Annotated in this window: 16 protein-coding genes; 1 reads left to right on the top strand and 15 read right to left on the bottom strand. The window is 49.7% G+C overall.

The genetic code is table 11. The annotated features are described in order from the left end of the window. Positions 1-58 precede the first annotated feature (58 nt). The 14 genes from ACTNCH_RS06630 to ACTNCH_RS06565 form a co-directional block, all read right to left on the bottom strand. Positions 59-1,177: a D-alanyl-D-alanine carboxypeptidase family protein gene (locus tag ACTNCH_RS06630; RefSeq protein ID WP_441017029.1), complete on the bottom strand. Its 1,119-nt coding sequence runs from the start codon at positions 1,175-1,177 to the stop codon at positions 59-61. A 15-nt stretch (positions 1,178-1,192) separates the two neighbouring features. Next, positions 1,193-1,672 (bottom strand): 23S rRNA (pseudouridine(1915)-N(3))-methyltransferase RlmH, encoded by a 480-nt coding sequence (gene rlmH / locus ACTNCH_RS06625; RefSeq protein ID WP_441017026.1) that lies wholly within the window; start codon positions 1,670-1,672, stop codon positions 1,193-1,195. Continuing rightward, a complete protein-coding gene (locus ACTNCH_RS06620) occupies positions 1,669-2,469 on the bottom strand; it encodes an MBL fold metallo-hydrolase (RefSeq protein WP_441017023.1) in 801 nt (266 codons plus the stop codon). The genes rlmH and ACTNCH_RS06620 overlap by 4 nt, the downstream gene beginning before the upstream one ends. 140 nt (positions 2,470-2,609) lie before the next feature. Next, positions 2,610-3,998 (bottom strand): NADPH-dependent glutamate synthase, encoded by a 1,389-nt coding sequence (gltA, locus tag ACTNCH_RS06615; protein WP_441017020.1) that lies wholly within the window; start codon positions 3,996-3,998, stop codon positions 2,610-2,612. Continuing rightward, positions 3,998-4,882: a sulfide/dihydroorotate dehydrogenase-like FAD/NAD-binding protein gene (locus tag ACTNCH_RS06610; RefSeq protein ID WP_158364019.1), complete on the bottom strand. Its 885-nt coding sequence runs from the start codon at positions 4,880-4,882 to the stop codon at positions 3,998-4,000. Before ACTNCH_RS06610 ends, gltA begins: the two co-directional genes overlap by 1 nt. A gap of 155 nt (positions 4,883-5,037) precedes the next feature. Beyond that, on the bottom strand, positions 5,038-5,340 hold the full coding sequence (locus ACTNCH_RS06605) for a Dabb family protein (protein WP_441017016.1): 303 nt from the start codon (positions 5,338-5,340) through the stop codon (positions 5,038-5,040). Between the two features lie 11 nt (positions 5,341-5,351). Then, positions 5,352-6,308: a chitobiase/beta-hexosaminidase C-terminal domain-containing protein gene (locus ACTNCH_RS06600; protein WP_441017013.1), complete on the bottom strand. Its 957-nt coding sequence runs from the start codon at positions 6,306-6,308 to the stop codon at positions 5,352-5,354. A gap of 20 nt (positions 6,309-6,328) precedes the next feature. Beyond that, positions 6,329-8,959: a DNA translocase FtsK 4TM domain-containing protein gene (locus ACTNCH_RS06595; protein WP_441017010.1), complete on the bottom strand. Its 2,631-nt coding sequence runs from the start codon at positions 8,957-8,959 to the stop codon at positions 6,329-6,331. Between the two features lie 43 nt (positions 8,960-9,002). Further along, positions 9,003-9,659 (bottom strand): ClpP family protease, encoded by a 657-nt coding sequence (locus tag ACTNCH_RS06590; protein WP_441017007.1) that lies wholly within the window; start codon positions 9,657-9,659, stop codon positions 9,003-9,005. Positions 9,660-9,736: 77 nt separating this feature from the next. Further along, a complete protein-coding gene (locus ACTNCH_RS06585; protein WP_441017004.1) occupies positions 9,737-10,516 on the bottom strand; it encodes a CFI-box-CTERM domain-containing protein in 780 nt (259 codons plus the stop codon). 15 nt (positions 10,517-10,531) lie between these two features. Further along, positions 10,532-11,260: a YebC/PmpR family DNA-binding transcriptional regulator gene (locus ACTNCH_RS06580; protein ID WP_441017001.1), complete on the bottom strand. Its 729-nt coding sequence runs from the start codon at positions 11,258-11,260 to the stop codon at positions 10,532-10,534. A 109-nt stretch (positions 11,261-11,369) separates the two neighbouring features. Further along, positions 11,370-11,717 (bottom strand): type II toxin-antitoxin system PemK/MazF family toxin, encoded by a 348-nt coding sequence (locus ACTNCH_RS06575; protein WP_441016998.1) that lies wholly within the window; start codon positions 11,715-11,717, stop codon positions 11,370-11,372. 96 nt (positions 11,718-11,813) lie between these two features. Beyond that, complete coding sequence (gene alr / locus ACTNCH_RS06570) at positions 11,814-12,980, bottom strand: alanine racemase (RefSeq protein ID WP_441016995.1); 1,167 nt, start codon at positions 12,978-12,980, stop codon at positions 11,814-11,816. An 86-nt stretch (positions 12,981-13,066) separates the two neighbouring features. Next, positions 13,067-13,714 carry a redox-sensing transcriptional repressor Rex gene (locus tag ACTNCH_RS06565; RefSeq protein ID WP_441016992.1) on the bottom strand — a complete coding sequence of 216 codons (648 nt, stop codon included), beginning with the start codon at positions 13,712-13,714 and terminating at the stop codon, positions 13,067-13,069. A gap of 154 nt (positions 13,715-13,868) precedes the next feature. Between ACTNCH_RS06565 and ACTNCH_RS06560 the strand changes: the two genes are divergently transcribed. Beyond that, positions 13,869-15,782 (top strand): ABC-F family ATP-binding cassette domain-containing protein, encoded by a 1,914-nt coding sequence (locus ACTNCH_RS06560; protein ID WP_441016989.1) that lies wholly within the window; start codon positions 13,869-13,871, stop codon positions 15,780-15,782. On the opposite strand, the gene ACTNCH_RS06555 is transcribed toward ACTNCH_RS06560, so the two are convergent. Continuing rightward, entirely contained in the window at positions 15,776-16,771 is a 996-nt protein-coding gene (locus tag ACTNCH_RS06555; RefSeq protein WP_441016986.1) for a hypothetical protein, read from the bottom strand. The genes ACTNCH_RS06560 and ACTNCH_RS06555 overlap by 7 nt on opposite strands. Positions 16,772-16,785 lie beyond the last annotated feature (14 nt).

Below are 16,785 nucleotides of genomic sequence, written 5' to 3'. Positions count from 1 at the left end.
TTGTTCCTATTATAATTTCTTGCTTATCAATCGTCAATCTTTTCTTGTCATGATCCCGTCATTCCGTATAATTCTGGTAAACTGCCACATGATCGTAGATACAGCGCCAGGCACTATGGGCGTCTGCGGTGACACAGATGTATTGCCTGCCACTGTCTGCCCTGCTGAAGCTGACTGCGCAGTTGCCGGATTGAACCACATAGCCTGTCTTGGCCCCCAGAATTTCTCCATGGGTATCCTTGTCCTCGATCCGTCGGAGGAACCAGTTGGAGATGATAATTCCATCCGGATGCTGCTCTGTGGAAGATGTGGTATAGGTACGGGCGTCCAGAATCTCCCGGCACAGGGGATTATCCATGGCCGCCGCCATAATCACGGCCAGATCGTATAAGGTACAGTAATGATTTTCATCATATAAGCCCACGCAATTGGTAAAATGGGCACTTCCGGAAAGCCCCAGCTCCTGAAGCTTCTGGTTCATCAAATCCACAAAACCGTCCATAGAACCGGAAACATAATAGGCCAGGCCTGCCGCCGCGTCGCCTCCGGAGTGCAGGATGGTTCCATATAAGAGATCTTTGACGGTCACGGTCTCATTTTCATCGAAACCCACGGCGCTGCAATCGTGGGAATAGCTGTAGTCGGTGATCTCCCGGGTGATGGTAAAGGTATCCTCCAGATCAGTTATATGCTCCACCGCTACCAGAAGAGTCAGCACCTTGGTCATAGACGCAGGACTGATCCGGTCGCCCGCGCCGCGCTGATACAGAACGGTACGGTTATCCGCGTCCACCAGAAGCGCCCGGGTGCTGGTTACCTCGTCGCTTCCCAGATAGCTTGCACCATCCAGTCCGCTGATGTTATAATCGCCCCTTACTACATAAGAGGCTGCTTCGCCTGTTGAATCTGTGTTATCTTTTGTTTCCGGAACGGCTGCCTGAATCTGGCTTTCGACAGACTGATACGCAGTCTGTACAGCGCTCTTCGCCGGTTTTCCTTTTACTTTCTTTACGATAGTCACGCCAAGCACCACCAGCAGAATCAGCACCGCTCCCATAGCTGCAAGCAGAAGCGCCCGCCTGATTCTGGCCTGCCGTCTTCTTTTTCTCCGTCGCTCAGCCCGCCTTCTGACTCGTTCCCGCTCCCATGCTTCGTCATCGTTTTCTATATATCCCACCAGGTGGTCCTCCTTTTATTTATGATAAGGTTCATGCTTTATAATCCGATAGCTGCGGTAAAGCTGTTCCAGCAGCACCACCCGCATGAGCTGATGGGGAAAGGTCATACGGGAAAAGCTTAAAGCGTAATCCGCCCGCTTCATCACAGCCGGAGCCAGGCCTAAGGAACCACCAATCACAAAAGCAATATGGCTGGTACCGCCGATCCCCAGGCTTTCTATTTTCCGGGAAAGCTCAACGGAATCCAGCATTTTTCCTTCAATAGCCAGGGCAATCACATAGGCGTCGTCCTTCAGAGCCTTCAGAATCCGCTCCCCTTCCTTTTCCCGGATGGCCTGCTCCTCTGCCTCGCTGGCGCCGTCCGGCGTCTTTTCATCCGCCAGTTCCACAATTTCCAGCTTGCAGTAGCGGCCGAGACGCTTGGAATATTCCTTGATGGCGTCCGTAAAATATTTCTCTTTTATTTTGCCCACTACGACACAGGTTATTTTCATAATTCAATCACATCCATATCCTCCGGAATCAGAAGGTTTCCGGTAAAATATGTTTCTCCCTCCGCCCGGTACAGCTCCTGGCGACGGGCGATGTTCTTATCCTCCGTATGGTATAAAAGCAGGTTTTTCACATGCAGGCGCTCCGCCAGCTCGCAGGCGTCCTTTACCGTAGAATGATGCTTTTCATAGGGCCGGAAGATGTCAGCCTGCCCGTCCAGACAGAAGGCCTCGTGGAGAAGCCAGTCGCTTCCGGCGGCATACTGCTCATCTTTCTCATTGTAGGGCTCGTCACCGCAGCAGGTCAGCTTCCGGCCGTCCCCCAGATCACACATGTAACCGTACTGCTTCGCCTTGGTGGATCCGATATCAAAAAAGGTGTAGGTGTGTCCCAGAATCTTCTTCTGCTCGCCGTCGGACACGGGAACCAGATGTACCCGGTCGCCGATGAGCTTCGTCTCTTTTTTGTTCAGCAGCATCTCCGCCAGGGTCCGAAGCATTTCCGTCAGTTCCTGATGGGCGTAGATATAAGCCTCTCCCTGATACTTTCCGGCGTTCATATTCTGACAGATTACGCGCAGCATCCAGATAATGCCCATGACATGATCAATATGCTTGTGGGTTACAAAAATATGGTGAATGTCATTGACGTCGATCCCGGCCCGCTTCAGCCTTGCCAGGATTTCACTTCCGCCTCCTCCGTCCACCAGAAAATGACCTTCTTCACTGGTTAAAACATAACAGGTATTATAACACTCTGTTACCAGCGCATTGCCGGTTCCGAGTATGGTAAGCTTCATGCCGGATTCCTCTTTTCTGTAAAATTCTTTTCTATCTTACCCCATTTTCCCGGTATTTGGCAACTGTCTCGGCATAAAAAAACCACATTTCAAGAGATTTCTCTCTTAAAATGTGGTTTTCTGTCTGCTTTTTCAGAAACTTATTTCTGGCTCAGGTACTCGTGGATGCCCTTTGCAGCCTCTTTTCCTGCGCCCATTGCCAGGATAACGGTAGCAGCGCCTGTTACAGCGTCTCCGCCTGCGAATACGCCGGCCTTGGAGGTAGCTCCTGTATCCTCTGCAGCAACGATACATTTTCTCCTATTGATTTCCAGACCCTTGGTCGTAGAGGAAATCAGCGGGTTCGGGGAGGTTCCCAGAGACATGATAACGGTATCGACGTCGATATCGAATTCAGATCCCTCTACCTCTACCGGGCGTCTTCTTCCGGAAGCATCCGGCTCGCCAAGCTCCATGCGAACGCAGCGGATACCCTTTACCCAGTCATTCTCATCCTCGAGAATCTCTACCGGGTTGGTCAGCAGATCAAAGATGATGCCCTCTTCTTTTGCGTGATGTACTTCTTCCTTACGTGCCGGGAGCTCTTCCTCGGAACGACGGTAGATAATATGTACCTCAGCGCCCAGACGCAGTGCCGTACGGGCAGCGTCCATGGCTACGTTACCGCCGCCGACTACAGCAACCTTCTTGCCGTGGAAGATCGGGGTATCATAATTCTCGTCAAAAGCCTTCATCAGGTTATTTCTGGTCAGGAACTCGTTTGCGGAGAATACGCCGCAGGCTGTCTCGCCCGGGATACCCATAAACTTCGGAAGTCCTGCGCCGGATCCGATAAATACAGCGTCAAAGCCTTCATTCTCCATCAGCTCGTCGATGGTGACAGACTTTCCGATGATAACGTCAGTCTCGATCTTAACGCCGAGAGATTTTACATTTTCTACCTCCGGAAGGACTACGCCGTCCTTCGGAAGACGGAACTCCGGAATACCGTATACCAGAACGCCGCCTGCTTTATGCAGTGCCTCGAAAATGGTTACATCATAACCAAGCTTAGCCAGGTCTCCTGCACAGGTCAGGCCTGCAGGGCCGGAACCGATCACAGCAACTTTCTTGCCATTCTTCTCTGCGGGAGCTGCCGGCTTAATGCCCTGTTCTCTTGCCCAGTCAGCTACGAAACGCTCCAGCTTGCCGATGGAAACAGCTTCGCCCTTGATACCGCGGATACAACGGCCCTCACACTGGCTCTCCTGGGGACATACACGTCCGCAGATAGCCGGAAGTGCGGAAGACTCGCTGATAACGCTGTATGCCTTTGCAAAGTCGCCTTCCTTTACTGCGCCGATGAAATCCGGAATATGAATCTGTACCGGGCAGCCTTCCATACATTTTGCTTTCTTACATCCGAGACATCTCTGTGCCTCTTCTACTGCCTCGTCCTTATTGTAGCCAAGGCAGACCTCATCAAAATTCGTAGCACGAACCTTCGGATCCTGCTCTCTTACCGGAACCTTCTTTAATACGTCAGCCATTACTTGTCACCTCCGCAATTTCCACATCCGCCGTGATGTGTCTTTCCTTCCTTGTATGCAAGCATGCGGCGGCCTTCTTCTGTCTTGTACATAGCTGCACGCTTCATAGCCTGATCGAAATCGATCTTATGACCGTCGAACTCCGGTCCGTCTACACATGCAAACTTAACCTCATCACCTACAACCACACGACAGGCTCCGCACATACCGGTTCCGTCTACCATGATCGGGTTCATGCTGACAATGGTTGGAATTCCAAGCTTCTTGGTGGTCAGGCAGGCAAACTTCATCATGATCATCGGCCCGATGGCTACGCACAGATCATAGTGATGACCCTCGCTTACCAGCTTCTCCAGCATGGCAGTACCTACGCCCTTGAAGCCGTAGCTTCCGTCATCGGTACACAGGTACAGATTACCAACCTTGCTCATTTCCTCTTCCATGATCAGGATGTCCTTGGAACGGGCGCCGATGATGATATCGCACTCTACACCATGATCATGAAGCCATTTTGCCTGGGGATATACCGGAGCGGTTCCTACGCCGCCGGCGATGAAGATAACCTTCTTCTTCTTTACCTCTTCGAAATCGTCTGTTACCAGCTCGGACGGACGTCCCAGCGGTCCTACGAAGTCAAGGAAATAATCTCCCTCTTTCAGATCTACCATCTTGCTGGTAGATACACCGATGGGCTGGAATACGATCGTAACGGTTCCTGCTTCTCTGTCATAATCACAGATAGTCAGCGGGATACGCTCCCCTGTCTCATCCAGTCTTACGATAATAAACTGTCCCGGCTGACAAGATGCTGCCACTCTCGGAGCGAGGACAACTTTCTTGTAAACATTTGCAGAGAGCTGCTCTGCTTTTACAATCTTGAACATACGTTTCCTCCTGGAGTATAGTCTTGCGGATCCTTGAATACCCGCTTAAGGGCCGTCGGAATATATCCCACGGCCTGAATTTAACTCATCTTCAATATAATAAAGCAATTTTTCACAGATTTCAACCGTTAGATTTATTTTCTGATAAAATAATACTAAATTTCATAATCAAAGCAGGCCCGATCACAGGTGGCCGGTTTGATGATCTCCGTTGCCACTGCCACATGAAGCGGATGTACCTGATACGCGGCCAGATCCTCTTCTGTCTCCACATCAGACACCAACAGCAGCTCCCGGTTGCTTCCGGGAAGCCTGTTGAGCTTCATTTCCGCAAAGGTCAGTCCCTTAATCTGACCGACCAGCGCTTTCAGGCGCGCGTCTGCCTCTTTTGCAAGGGCTTCCTTTTTCTCCTCCGGAAAATCTTCCTTAAAATTCCACATAACCAGATGCTTTACCATAGTCTTCCTCCTTATTCTTCATTCGCTGTATCCACAGCCGGAAAATCAAGTTTATAGGCCAGTACCAGCGGTTCGCTGACCATTCCCTTTTTATTGATAGCTACAGCACAAAGGAGCACGTCGCCCTCCTCCGTAAGCTCAATGGGTTTTTCGTAACGGGTACTCTCCCTGGTGGGAATGCTGCCATCCAGCGTATAATAAACGCTTCCGTATTCCGCGCTGAGATTCAGGCGCAGATAATAATTGTATAAACCCTCTGGGGTATCACAGACTGGCTTTTCGATCCGGTAAGCCAGGAGCTGATCCCGGATATCCTCATAAGGACAATCCCGGATAACCTGATTGACCCGTTCGGTCTGTCCGGTCACGTTCAGCAGATCCATCATATCCAGATACAGGGTAACCAGAAGCTTACTGTCTCCTTTGGTATTTTTTTCCATCTTAATAGCCTGCTCCATATAGGTGACAGCCAGCTTTTTTTCATCCATTTCCGCATAAGTTTCCGCCAGCAGCAGCATAGGCTCTACATCCGTCCCACCCCGATCCTGATCGAGCTCCAATGCCCGGCGCAGATATTCTACAGCCTGCTCATACTCATCCTTTTTCAGATATTTTTTTCCTTTTTTTAACTGATAGCTGTAATTGCTGTCACTGGTCATCATTATATAGGAAAAACGGAAGGTAGCAAAGCACAACAGGCCAACAAGTGCCAGAAGAGCACACTTATACTTCCGGCTCAGACGGGATACAGGACGCAGCCCCTGTTCTCTGTCTGCTTCCACCTTTTCATTCGTTTTCCCGAAATCCGGCTTCAGTTTCTCTTCCGTGTTTTTATGTTCAACCTCATCCTGACCTACCAGAAATTCATCCATCGGATCATAATCCGGGACGATCTGGATTTCATGACCGCAGTGCTCACAATATATTTTACCGGGTTCAAGCTCGCTCCCGCAATTCGGACACTTCATAGGCTTCCTCTCTTTTGCAATCAGACGTATTCTTCCAGATACCGTTCAAATTCTTCCATCGACATCCGGATTTCCCGGGGCTTCGTTCCAGCTTCCTCTCCTACCACGCCGGCTTCCGCCAGCTGATCCATAATCCGGGCAGCCCGGTTAAAGCCGACCTTAAACCAGCGCTGCAGCATGCCGATAGAGGCCTTATCCTTCTCAATGATAAACCTTCCGGCTTCCGCAAACAGGGGATCCCGCTCTGGCCCATCGCCTGAACCACCGGGAGCAGCTTCCGGTTCGGAGGTCTGTACAGTATTGATGTGCTCTTCCACTGCCGTACTGTAGCCGTTGCCGCTGTTGTTTTCCTTCAGGAACTCTACCACTGCGCTGACCTCCTCATCGGATACAAAGGCGCCCTGCACGCGGACTGGTTTCGGGTAACCGTAGGGATAAAAGAGCATATCGCCCTTTCCCAGCAGCTTTTCCGCCCCATTCATATCGAGAATGGTTCTGGAATCCACACCGGAGGATACGGCAAAGGCAATCCGGGACGGCATATTGGCCTTGATAAGTCCGGTGATGACATTTACCGAAGGTCTCTGGGTCGCGATAATCAGATGAATTCCTGCCGCGCGGGCCAGCTGTGCCAGACGGCAGATGGCATCTTCCACCTCGCCAGGCGCTACCATCATCAGATCTGCGAGCTCGTCCACCACAATCACGATCTGCGGCAGCTTCCTGGGCTTTGTATCGTCCTCGATGTGTTCTATATTTTTGATTTTCTCATTATAGCCTTCCAGATTCCGGACATTGTAATCGGCAAAAAGCTTATAACGGTGCGTCATCTCTGCCACTGCCCAGTTCAGGGCTCCGGCCGCCTTTTTCGGATCTGTGACTACCGGGATCAAAAGATGCGGAATTCCATTGTATGTACTCAGCTCCACAACCTTCGGATCGATCATAATCAGCTTTACTTCGTCCGGCGTTGCCTTATAAAGAAGGCTCATGATCAGGGTATTGATGCACACGGATTTACCGGAACCGGTAGCTCCCGCGATCAGAAGATGGGGCATCTTCGCAATATCCGTCACCATGATCTTGCCCGCAATATCCTTACCCACCGCAAAAGCCAGTCTGGATTTATGCGCCTTAAATTCCTGGGAGGATACCAGCTCCCGGAAGGAAACAATGGAGTTTTCCGCATTGGGAACCTCGATTCCTACCGCTGCCTTTCCTGGAATCGGAGCCTCAATCCGCACATCCGTCACGGCCAGATTCAGCTTGATATCATCCGCCAGGCTGACAATCTTATTCACCTTGACGCCCTGATCCGGCTGCAGCTCATAGCGGGTAACAGCCGGTCCCTGGCTTACATCCGTTACAGTCACACCCACGCCGAAATCCCGGAGAATCTGCTGCAGATGCAGGGCTGTATCGTGAAGAATCCGGTCTGCGTCCCGGTTTTCCGTATGGCGCACCTGCTTCAGCAGCCGGAGAGGCGGATAGAGATATTCTGCTTCCACCTGGATCGGTGTGGAAGCCGGCTGTGTCCGTACAGGATCCTGTTTTTCAGCCGATACAGGAGGAGCCGGGATCGGCGCTGCCTGTTGCTTCGGCGCTTCCTTTACCGGTTCCGGATCCTTTGTTATTTCAGCCGCAAAGGTTTCCGGATGCGTATCCACAGGAGCTTCTGCCGGTTCTTCTTCTTCTTCTGCTTTCTCCGGGCGTTCCCGATGAATCGGAATCCGGAACATGTCATCCAGATCCTTCAGATCCGGCAGGGTGATTTCCCGCATTTCGTCCGTATAGCTTTCCTGCCTCTCGGCTGTGTCCTCCGGTTCCACGTTGTTTTTTATAAAATTTTCCTTTTCTGTAGGTCCTTTTATAACTGTCTCTTCCAATGCAATACCGGAAACCCTATGCTCCCGGCGGGGTCTTCTGGGTTCCGCAGAAACCGGTTTCGGATTCGGTTCCTCTTCCTGCTCCAGGGCCTGTTCCTCCAGAGCTTTCTGTCTGGCCTCTCTGCGTTCTTCGGCCTGAATTCGATATCTTCGCGCGTCCTCTCTGGCCGTGTCATAGACCCGTTTGCTTCCGGTTTTTACCCCGCCGATAAAGGAACGCTCTGTAATCACAACCGCGCAGATAATAAACAACACCAGCAGAATAATCCAGGCACCTACCAGGCCGAAGGCTCCGGTCAAAGCCTTGCAGATCAGGCCGCCCAGTGCGCCTCCTCCGGTCTTATGCTCTGACGCATAAGTATAAAAAGCGGTTATTGTTCCGACACCGTCCTTTTCCCCGAACAGCAGCTGGAATGCCGCGCACAGAAGTACGCCTGCAATCACCATGGCTCCTACCTTCACAGCCGCAATGGTGTTGTCCCGGTTGGAAATGGAAAATGCTGTGACCAGAAACAGAACAACCGGCAGAATATATGCAAAAATTCCAAATAATCCAAACATGATGCCGCTGACAAAGCTGCCGGCAGCTCCTCCGACTCCAAAATTACTAATCAAAAGCAGAATGGAAACCGCAAAAAGAATCAGGACGGTTACCTCGTCCCTGATAAACGCGTTTTCTTCCTTCCGCTTTGCCGTTGTCTTTCTGGAGGCCGTTGTCTTTTTTCGCGTGGTTGTCCGGCGCTTGCCGGAGGTCCCTGATGCCATCTCTTTTGTCCTCCCTTTTTATCGCATAATTATTAATATTATATCATGTTCCCGCTTTTGCGTCTATCATTTGATATAATTTTGAAAACGCGGCGGCAATGCCGCCCACCTCATCAATCAGGCCTTCCTCCACTGCCCGGCTTCCCACCAGGACCGAGCCCACGTCCTTGGTAAGCTCTCCGGTCTCCAGCATCAGGGCGTTCAGACGTTCCCTGGAAATCCGGCTATGATCTGTGATGAACCCTGAAATCCGATCCTGGATTTTCTGAAAATAATCGAAGGTCTGCGGCACCCCGATGATGAGTCCGGTCATCCGTACCGGGTGAATCATCATAGTTCCGGTAGGAACAATAAAGGAATAATCCGCGGACACAGCCAGAGGCACGCCGATCGAATGACTTCCACCCAGCACCAGCGATACCACAGGCTTACTTAAGGACGCAATCAGCTCCGCAATCGCCAGTCCCGATTCCACATCTCCGCCTACGGTATTGATCAGCACCAGAAGTCCTTTCACAGCGGGCTGATCTTCCAGCGTCGCCAGCTGCGGAATCACATGTTCGTATTTCGTTGTTTTCGCACCGGACGCCAGACACTCATGTCCTTCGATCTCTCCGATGATATTCAACAGATGAATCTTCCGGCCGCCTTCCTCCAGTGTCAGCTGTCCATTGTCATTGATTTCCTTATTTTGTTCCATAAAAATACCCTGACCTTTCTCACATACTTTTTCTTTAGTATGCTTTCCGGTCAGGGCATTTATACCTGTTTGAAAGCTTATGCCATATAGCGGCTCTTCAAATCATAGACCATCTCTGCATAGCGTTCCCGGCAGGCTTCCTGCTCACCGTTTTCGATCTTGTGGATACAGTCGCACAGATAGGTATTCCAGATCTCGTCGTACACAGCCTTCGCGTTTTCCTCCCGTCCGATGCGGTTTACAATGGTGGGAGCAATATTATAATACTCCTTTACCATGGCCTCACCTTCTTCGCTCTGTAGAAGATAATTATCACGATAAGCGCGCAGAGTTTCCAGTTCGTAGCAGTTATCTGCTTTTCCCTGGCTCTCACAGGCTGCCGTTGTGATATAACAGAATTTCCGATGAAAACCCTGTTCAATCTTCTCATAGCTGGCTTTTCCTACAGAAGTTTTAAAGTTTTCATTCCACTTTTTCACCAAAATATCCGTAAAAGGTTCCGCAGACGGATTCTTGAGTTCCAGAATCGCCGGAAATACATAAACAGCCAGCGTCATATTGTAATTGATCTGCTGTTCACTTTTCTTTCCCTTTTTCGGGATGACGTCTAGCTCAGCCTGTGCCGAATCCACCAGATGCTCCGCAAGCTTTGTGAGCCATGCTTCCGGGTTCTCTTCCATCTGATAAACCTGTTCAATGGCATTGATGGTATCCATGTGCTTTCTGAGATAGGCCTGAAATGCCTCCGGATATACGTTTTTCTTAAAACTGGCCATCGGGTTATCCGCTTTTATCAGCATTTCCTCAATCCCCTGCATAGCCTGATTATAGCGTTCTCCGTATGCTACAAGATCCATATGTACTCCTCCCGATTACTCGTCCCAGTTATGGTACACGTTCTGCACGTCATCATCTTCATCCAGCAGATCCAGTGTTCTCTGCAGGTTTTTGATGGCATCCTCATCTGTCAGTGTTACGTAGGTCTGGGGAATCATGGTAATCTCTGCCTCTGCCATGGGAACTCCCTTTTCCTCCAGTGTGGCGCGTACTTCGCTGAAGGAATCCGGGTCCGTCAGAATCTCAAAGCTGTCTTCCTCCTCGGAAAAATCTTCTGCTCCGGCATCCAGCGCCAGCATCATCAGATCGTCCGCATCCATGTCACATTCCTCACGGTCTACAATGATCTGTCCTTTTTTATCAAACATATAGGATACACAGCCCTGGTTTCCGATGGAACCGTTGCCCTTGGTAAACGCGCTTCTTACATTGGCTGCGGTACGGTTTTTATTGTCGGTCAGCGCATCCACGATGATTGCGATACCGTTGGGACCATATCCCTCATAGGATACGTACTCGTAATTTACGGCATTGGCATTGCCGGCTGCTTTCTTGATACCACGATCGATGGTATCATTTGGCATATTGGCCGCCTTTGCCTTGGCAATCACATCGCGCAGTCTGCTGTTGTTATTGGGATCTGCTCCGCCTTCTTTTACAGCAACCGCAATCTCACGGCCGATAATAGTAAAAATTTTTCCCTTTGCCGCATCGTTCTTCTCTTTTTTATGCTTAATGTTTGCAAATTTTGAATGTCCTGACATATATAAACACTCCTATTCTTCCTGTTCTGTACTTTTTCGCCTCCGGTTCTGTCAGTTCCCGGCAGACGCTTCTTTTTATTGTAGCACTATTTTTTTAGAATGGCAAGTCTTATGTATCCAGTTCCAGACTTACCCGTAAAGCCTCGTTGACCCGTTCGAGGGCCCCCTCATCCAGATGACAGATTTTCTCCCGGAGACGCTGCTTGTCAATGGTTCGCAGCTGTTCCAGAAGAATCACCGAATCCCGGGCAATCTCACATCTTCTTGTACTCAGCTCTACATGGGTAGGCAGCTTCGCCTTATTCATCTTTGAAGTAATCGCCGCCACAATGACGGTTGGGCTGTGCCGGTTGCCGGTATCGTTCTGTATTACAAGCACCGGGCGGATTCCGCCCTGTTCCGAACCCAGCACCGGACGCAAATCAGCGTAATAGACATCGCCGCGTCGGATATTCACAGCTTTCACACTCCTATTTCAGAAATTAACGGGTACCTCTTTCTCCAGTATTTCCAAAATTTCGGTGTGTATACCAGGATTCTGTTCTATTCCCTTTCAGGCATAAAAATCGTGAATCTCACAGATTTTTCCATGCCGCAAATAAATCCGGGGCACTCTCTGGGACAGATCACAAACGAATTCATAATTAAACCGTCCGGACAGCTCTGCCAGCTCATCCACAGACAGGAACTCCTCCCCGTCTTTTCCAAAAATTGTAACTTCCATACCGGGAACCGCCTCCGGTATCTCCGTCACATCCACCATCATCTGATCCATACAGACTCTGCCACAGATAGGTGCCCGTTTTCCGGCCACCAGCACACAGCCCTTATTCGACAGGCTTCTGGGATAGCCGTCCGCGTAGCCTACCGGAACGGTTGCTATCTTACGCGTCGATTCCGCTGTATAGATGCCGCCGTAGCTGACCTCGGTTCCCGGCGCAATTTTCTTTACATGGACGATATGGCTCTTCATTTCCATAGCCGGTCGGAGCGGAACCAGCTCCTTTTTCACTTCATCGGAAGGGTACAGACCATATACAGTAATCCCTGCACGCACCATATCCAGATTGGCCTCCGGCAGGTCAATGATCCCGGCACTGTTGGAGCAGTGATGAATCTGAAATTTTGCACCGGCTGCTTCGCAGGCAGCGCAAAAAGCACGATACCGAGCCAGCTGCTTTTCGGTCGCTGTCTTATCCGTCTCGTCAGATTTGGAAAAATGAGTAAACAGGCCTTCCAGGATGATGCCGGGAAGCTTTCCTATCTCGCAGACCATCTTTACGCTTTCCTCTGTGTCCGCAAACCCAATCCGGCTCATGCCAGTATCCAGCTTTATATGCACCCGGACTTCTTTTCCCTGGCGGATAGCTTCCTCTGAAAGCTCCCGTGCCATGTCCAGACGGAACACGGTCGGCCGGATATCCAGTCGCACCAGCTCCGGATAATCCTCCGGAAATACATAGCCCAAAATCAATATCGGCTTGCAGATTCCGTTTTTCCGAAGCTCCACAGCCTCCTCAATGGTAGCCGCCGCAAAGCCCCACAGATAATCCTTATCCTCTATCATCCGGGCAATAGGAACCGCCCCGTGGCCGTAGCCGTTAGCCTTCACCACAGCCGCAATTCTGGTATTCTCTTTTAAGTTGGCCTTCATAGCCTCAAAATTATCTTCTATGGCATCCAAATCCACATAAGCTGCTACACGCTTATAATTTTTCACTTCTGACACTCCTCACTGCTTTACTATATGCGTTATATGCAAAAGGGAGCCACGAAAGCTCCCTTTCCCTTTTTCTTACAATTCCATCAGGAACACGGGTGTTCCTTCTCATATCTGGTAATGTTATAAGAAAGCTGCATCAGGCTCTCTGACAGATGTACATTCTCCACCAGTACATCCGACGGAACATCCAGATCAATATGGGCAAAATTCCAGATAGCCTTGATTCCGTACTGAACCAGAAGCTTTGTCATCTCTTCTGCCTTAGACTTCGGCAATGTCAGCGCTGCAATCTGTATCTCCTCATCCCGGATAAAATCTTCCAGATCCTCCAGCATATGAATCTGAATGCCACGGACACTTAAGCCCTTCAGCACCGGATTTACATCGAAGATACCCTTTATGTAAAAACCGCGCTTTTCAAAATCCACATAATTGGCCAGTGCCTGTCCCAGATTACCGCCGCCAATGATAATCATATTGTGTTTTTTATCCAGACCGAGAATCTTTCCGATTTCTTCATACAGGTATTTTACGTTGTAGCCGTAGCCCTGCTGGCCGAAGCCGCCGAAATTATTCAGATCCTGCCGGATTTGTGACGCCGTCACGCTCATTCTCGTGCTGAGCTCTCCGGAGGAGATTCTTTCTACTCCGTTTTCCATCAGTTCACCCAGATAACGATAATAACGCGGCAGACGCTTAATCACTGCTTTTGAGATTTCTCTCTCTTCCATTTTCCTTTACACATCCCTCAATAAATCATTTCAAACCTGTCTTTATTATAAGCGATTAGCAAATTTTTTGTCAATCTTTATCTTGTTCATTCCTGTAATTTTCGCTATAATAGACTTCATGTGAGAAAAAAGAGTCAAAAACAGAGGTACTTTTATGATATTAGCATGTCAGAATATAAACAAAGCATTCGGAACCGACGTCATTTTAAGAAATGCGTCCTTCCATATTGAGGATCGGGAAAAGGCTGCCATTGTCGGCATCAACGGTGCGGGCAAGTCTACCCTCCTGAAAATTATCATCGGGGAAATGGAAGCAGACTCCGGCGAAGTGATCTTAGCCAAAGGGAAAACCATTGGTTATCTGGCCCAACATCAGGATTTGAATAGTGACCACAGTATCTATCAGGAGCTTCTGACGGTCAAGCAGGACGTCATCGACCTGGAAGAGCGTATCCGGGAGTTGGAAGCGCAGATGAAGGAGCTTTCCGGCGCAGCCCTTGAGACAGCTCTCGATCAGTATACCCGTCTGAACCATGAATTTGAGTTAAAGAACGGTTATGCCTATAAAAGCGAAGTAGTCGGCGTCCTGAAGGGACTGGGCTTTGAAGAGGAGGAATTCGAGAAGCAGGTCAATACCCTCTCCGGCGGTCAGAAGACCCGTGTATCCCTGGGTAAGCTTCTTTTGTCCCATCCGGATCTCATTATGCTGGACGAGCCCACCAACCATCTGGACATGAATTCCATTGCCTGGCTGGAAACCTTTCTACTGAATTATGACGGCGCTGTTTTGGTGGTTGCCCATGACCGTTACTTTTTAAATCGAATTGCTACGAAAATCATTGAAATCGACGCCGGCGAGGTAACCTCTTTTCAGGGAAATTATACCGATTACGCCGCAAAAAAGACACAGCTTCGGGAAGCCCGCATGAACGCCTGGCTGAATCAGCAGCGAGAAATCCGCCATCAGGAAGAGGTCATTCAGAAGCTGAAATCCTTTAACCGGGAAAAGTCCATCAAGCGGGCGGAAAGCCGGGAAAAAATGCTGGATAAAATGGAGGTCCTGGAAAAGCCCAGCGAGGTGCGCTCCGAGATGCATATTACCCTGGAGCCCAAGGTGGTCAGCGGAAACGATGTCCTGACCGTAGAAGGACTTTCCAAAGCCTTCGGCAGTCAGACGCTCTTTACGGATCTCAGCTTTGAAGTAAAGCGTGGAGAACGGGTAGCCCTCATCGGAAATAACGGAACCGGAAAAACCACCATTCTGAAGATTCTGAATGGACTTCTGGAGGCTGACAGCGGATCCTTCACACTGGGATCCAAGGTAAAAATTGGCTACTATGATCAGGAACACCACGTGCTTCACCCGGAAAAAACGCTGTTTGAGGAGATCTCCGACGCCTATCCGGATCTGGATAATACCACCATCCGCAGTACCCTTGCCGCCTTTCTCTTTACCGGCGACGATGTGTTTAAACGGATCGCCGAGCTGTCCGGCGGGGAACGGGGCCGTGTTTCCCTGGCCAAGCTGATGCTTTCCGAAGCTAATTTTCTGATTCTGGACGAGCCTACCAACCATCTGGATATTATCTCCAAAGAAATTCTGGAACAGGCCCTGAACCGCTACACCGGAACGGTTCTTTATGTATCCCATGACCGGTATTTTATCAACAGCACCGCCACCCGGATTCTGGATCTGACCGGTGGTCAGCTGGTCAACTATATCGGAAATTATGATTATTATCTGGAAAAGCACGATATTCTGACGCCGAAGATTCTGAATATAGACGCAACGGAAACGAAGGCACCGGAACCGGAGTCTGCCGGAAAGCTGGACTGGAAACAGCAGAAGGAAGAACAGGCAAAGCAGAGAAAGCGGGAAAATGATTTCAAAAAAACCGAGGCTGAAATTTTTGAACTGGAAAGCCGGGACAGTGAAATCGACCAGCTTCTCTCCCAGGAAACTGTCTACACCAATGTGGCGGAATGTATGAAGCTCCACAAAGAAAAAGAGGCCCTGACGGCCCGTCTTGAAATTCTATATGAACAATGGGAAGCGCTGGCTCAATGATTGGCCAGCGCTTCTCTGAATTCATCCAGATTCTCTTCTGTTACATACATGCCGAAGCCTTGGGCTTCCAGCGTTTCATCGGTCGTTCCGTTGAAAATACGATCTATCATCATGTCTCCCAGCTCCTCTGTATAATGGCTGGCCTCATAATAATAACGCTTATCCTGGGTTACGGCATTCTCTCCGCTGAAATTATAATAACCGCCAGCGGCTCCCGCCAGCCAGCCAAGATACTGTTCATAACCAAAATGCTTGGATTGCTTATAGGTCCGGAAGTAGAGGGGGTTGGTGAAAACAATCAGGTTAATGCCATAGTCCTGGCAGAGCTCCCGAATCTGCCGGATATCCAGCAGAGAATCTGCCATATAATCCGTATAATAGTCGTCCCAGTAAGGAACATCATCCCGGAAGGTTCCTCCAAGAGACGGATCCCGCAGGGTGCTTCCGCTTCGATAATAGCGTTCCACATAATCCGGATCCGTTATTTCATGATTTAAAATAACATCCAGAGAAAGCAATACCCCTTTGATACTCAAGTATTTTCCATAAAATTCCAGCTTGTTTGTGCGCGGATAGGGAATCCGGTAAAACTGGCTCTGATGCAAGGCCGGATCCACAAAGGCAGAGATATTGTCCACGCCAATCATCACATTTTTCGGAATGATACCGTTGGCGATCAGTTCCTTTAAGTTATCCAGGTGTTCCGCCGGTAATCCTTCCGAATAAGACATATTATACCAGTTGCCCTCCGGGATCTTTTCCACGTTTACAAATCCGGTCCGGGAAGATCCGAACAGAAAGGAATCAAACTTATCCGGGTTATGCAGAATATACTGCATTTTGATATCATTGCTGTTGGGCTCCACGCCGTTATCCCGGAGTTTCTCCCAGTGGAAAACATTATAGGGATCCACCGCCATGGGAATGGCAAGCTCCAGAACCAGGATAAATATCACAAAGGGCGCAATTTTTTTTAAAAATCGTTTCATGTATCCTCTCTCGC

It is taken from the genome of Candidatus Merdisoma sp. HCP28S3_D10, from assembly GCF_052065835.1.
Classification (GTDB): Bacteria; Bacillota; Clostridia; order Lachnospirales; family Lachnospiraceae; genus Laedolimicola.
The sequence above is the reverse complement of the archived record's forward strand: the minus strand, read 5'-3'. Positions and strand labels throughout refer to the sequence as shown.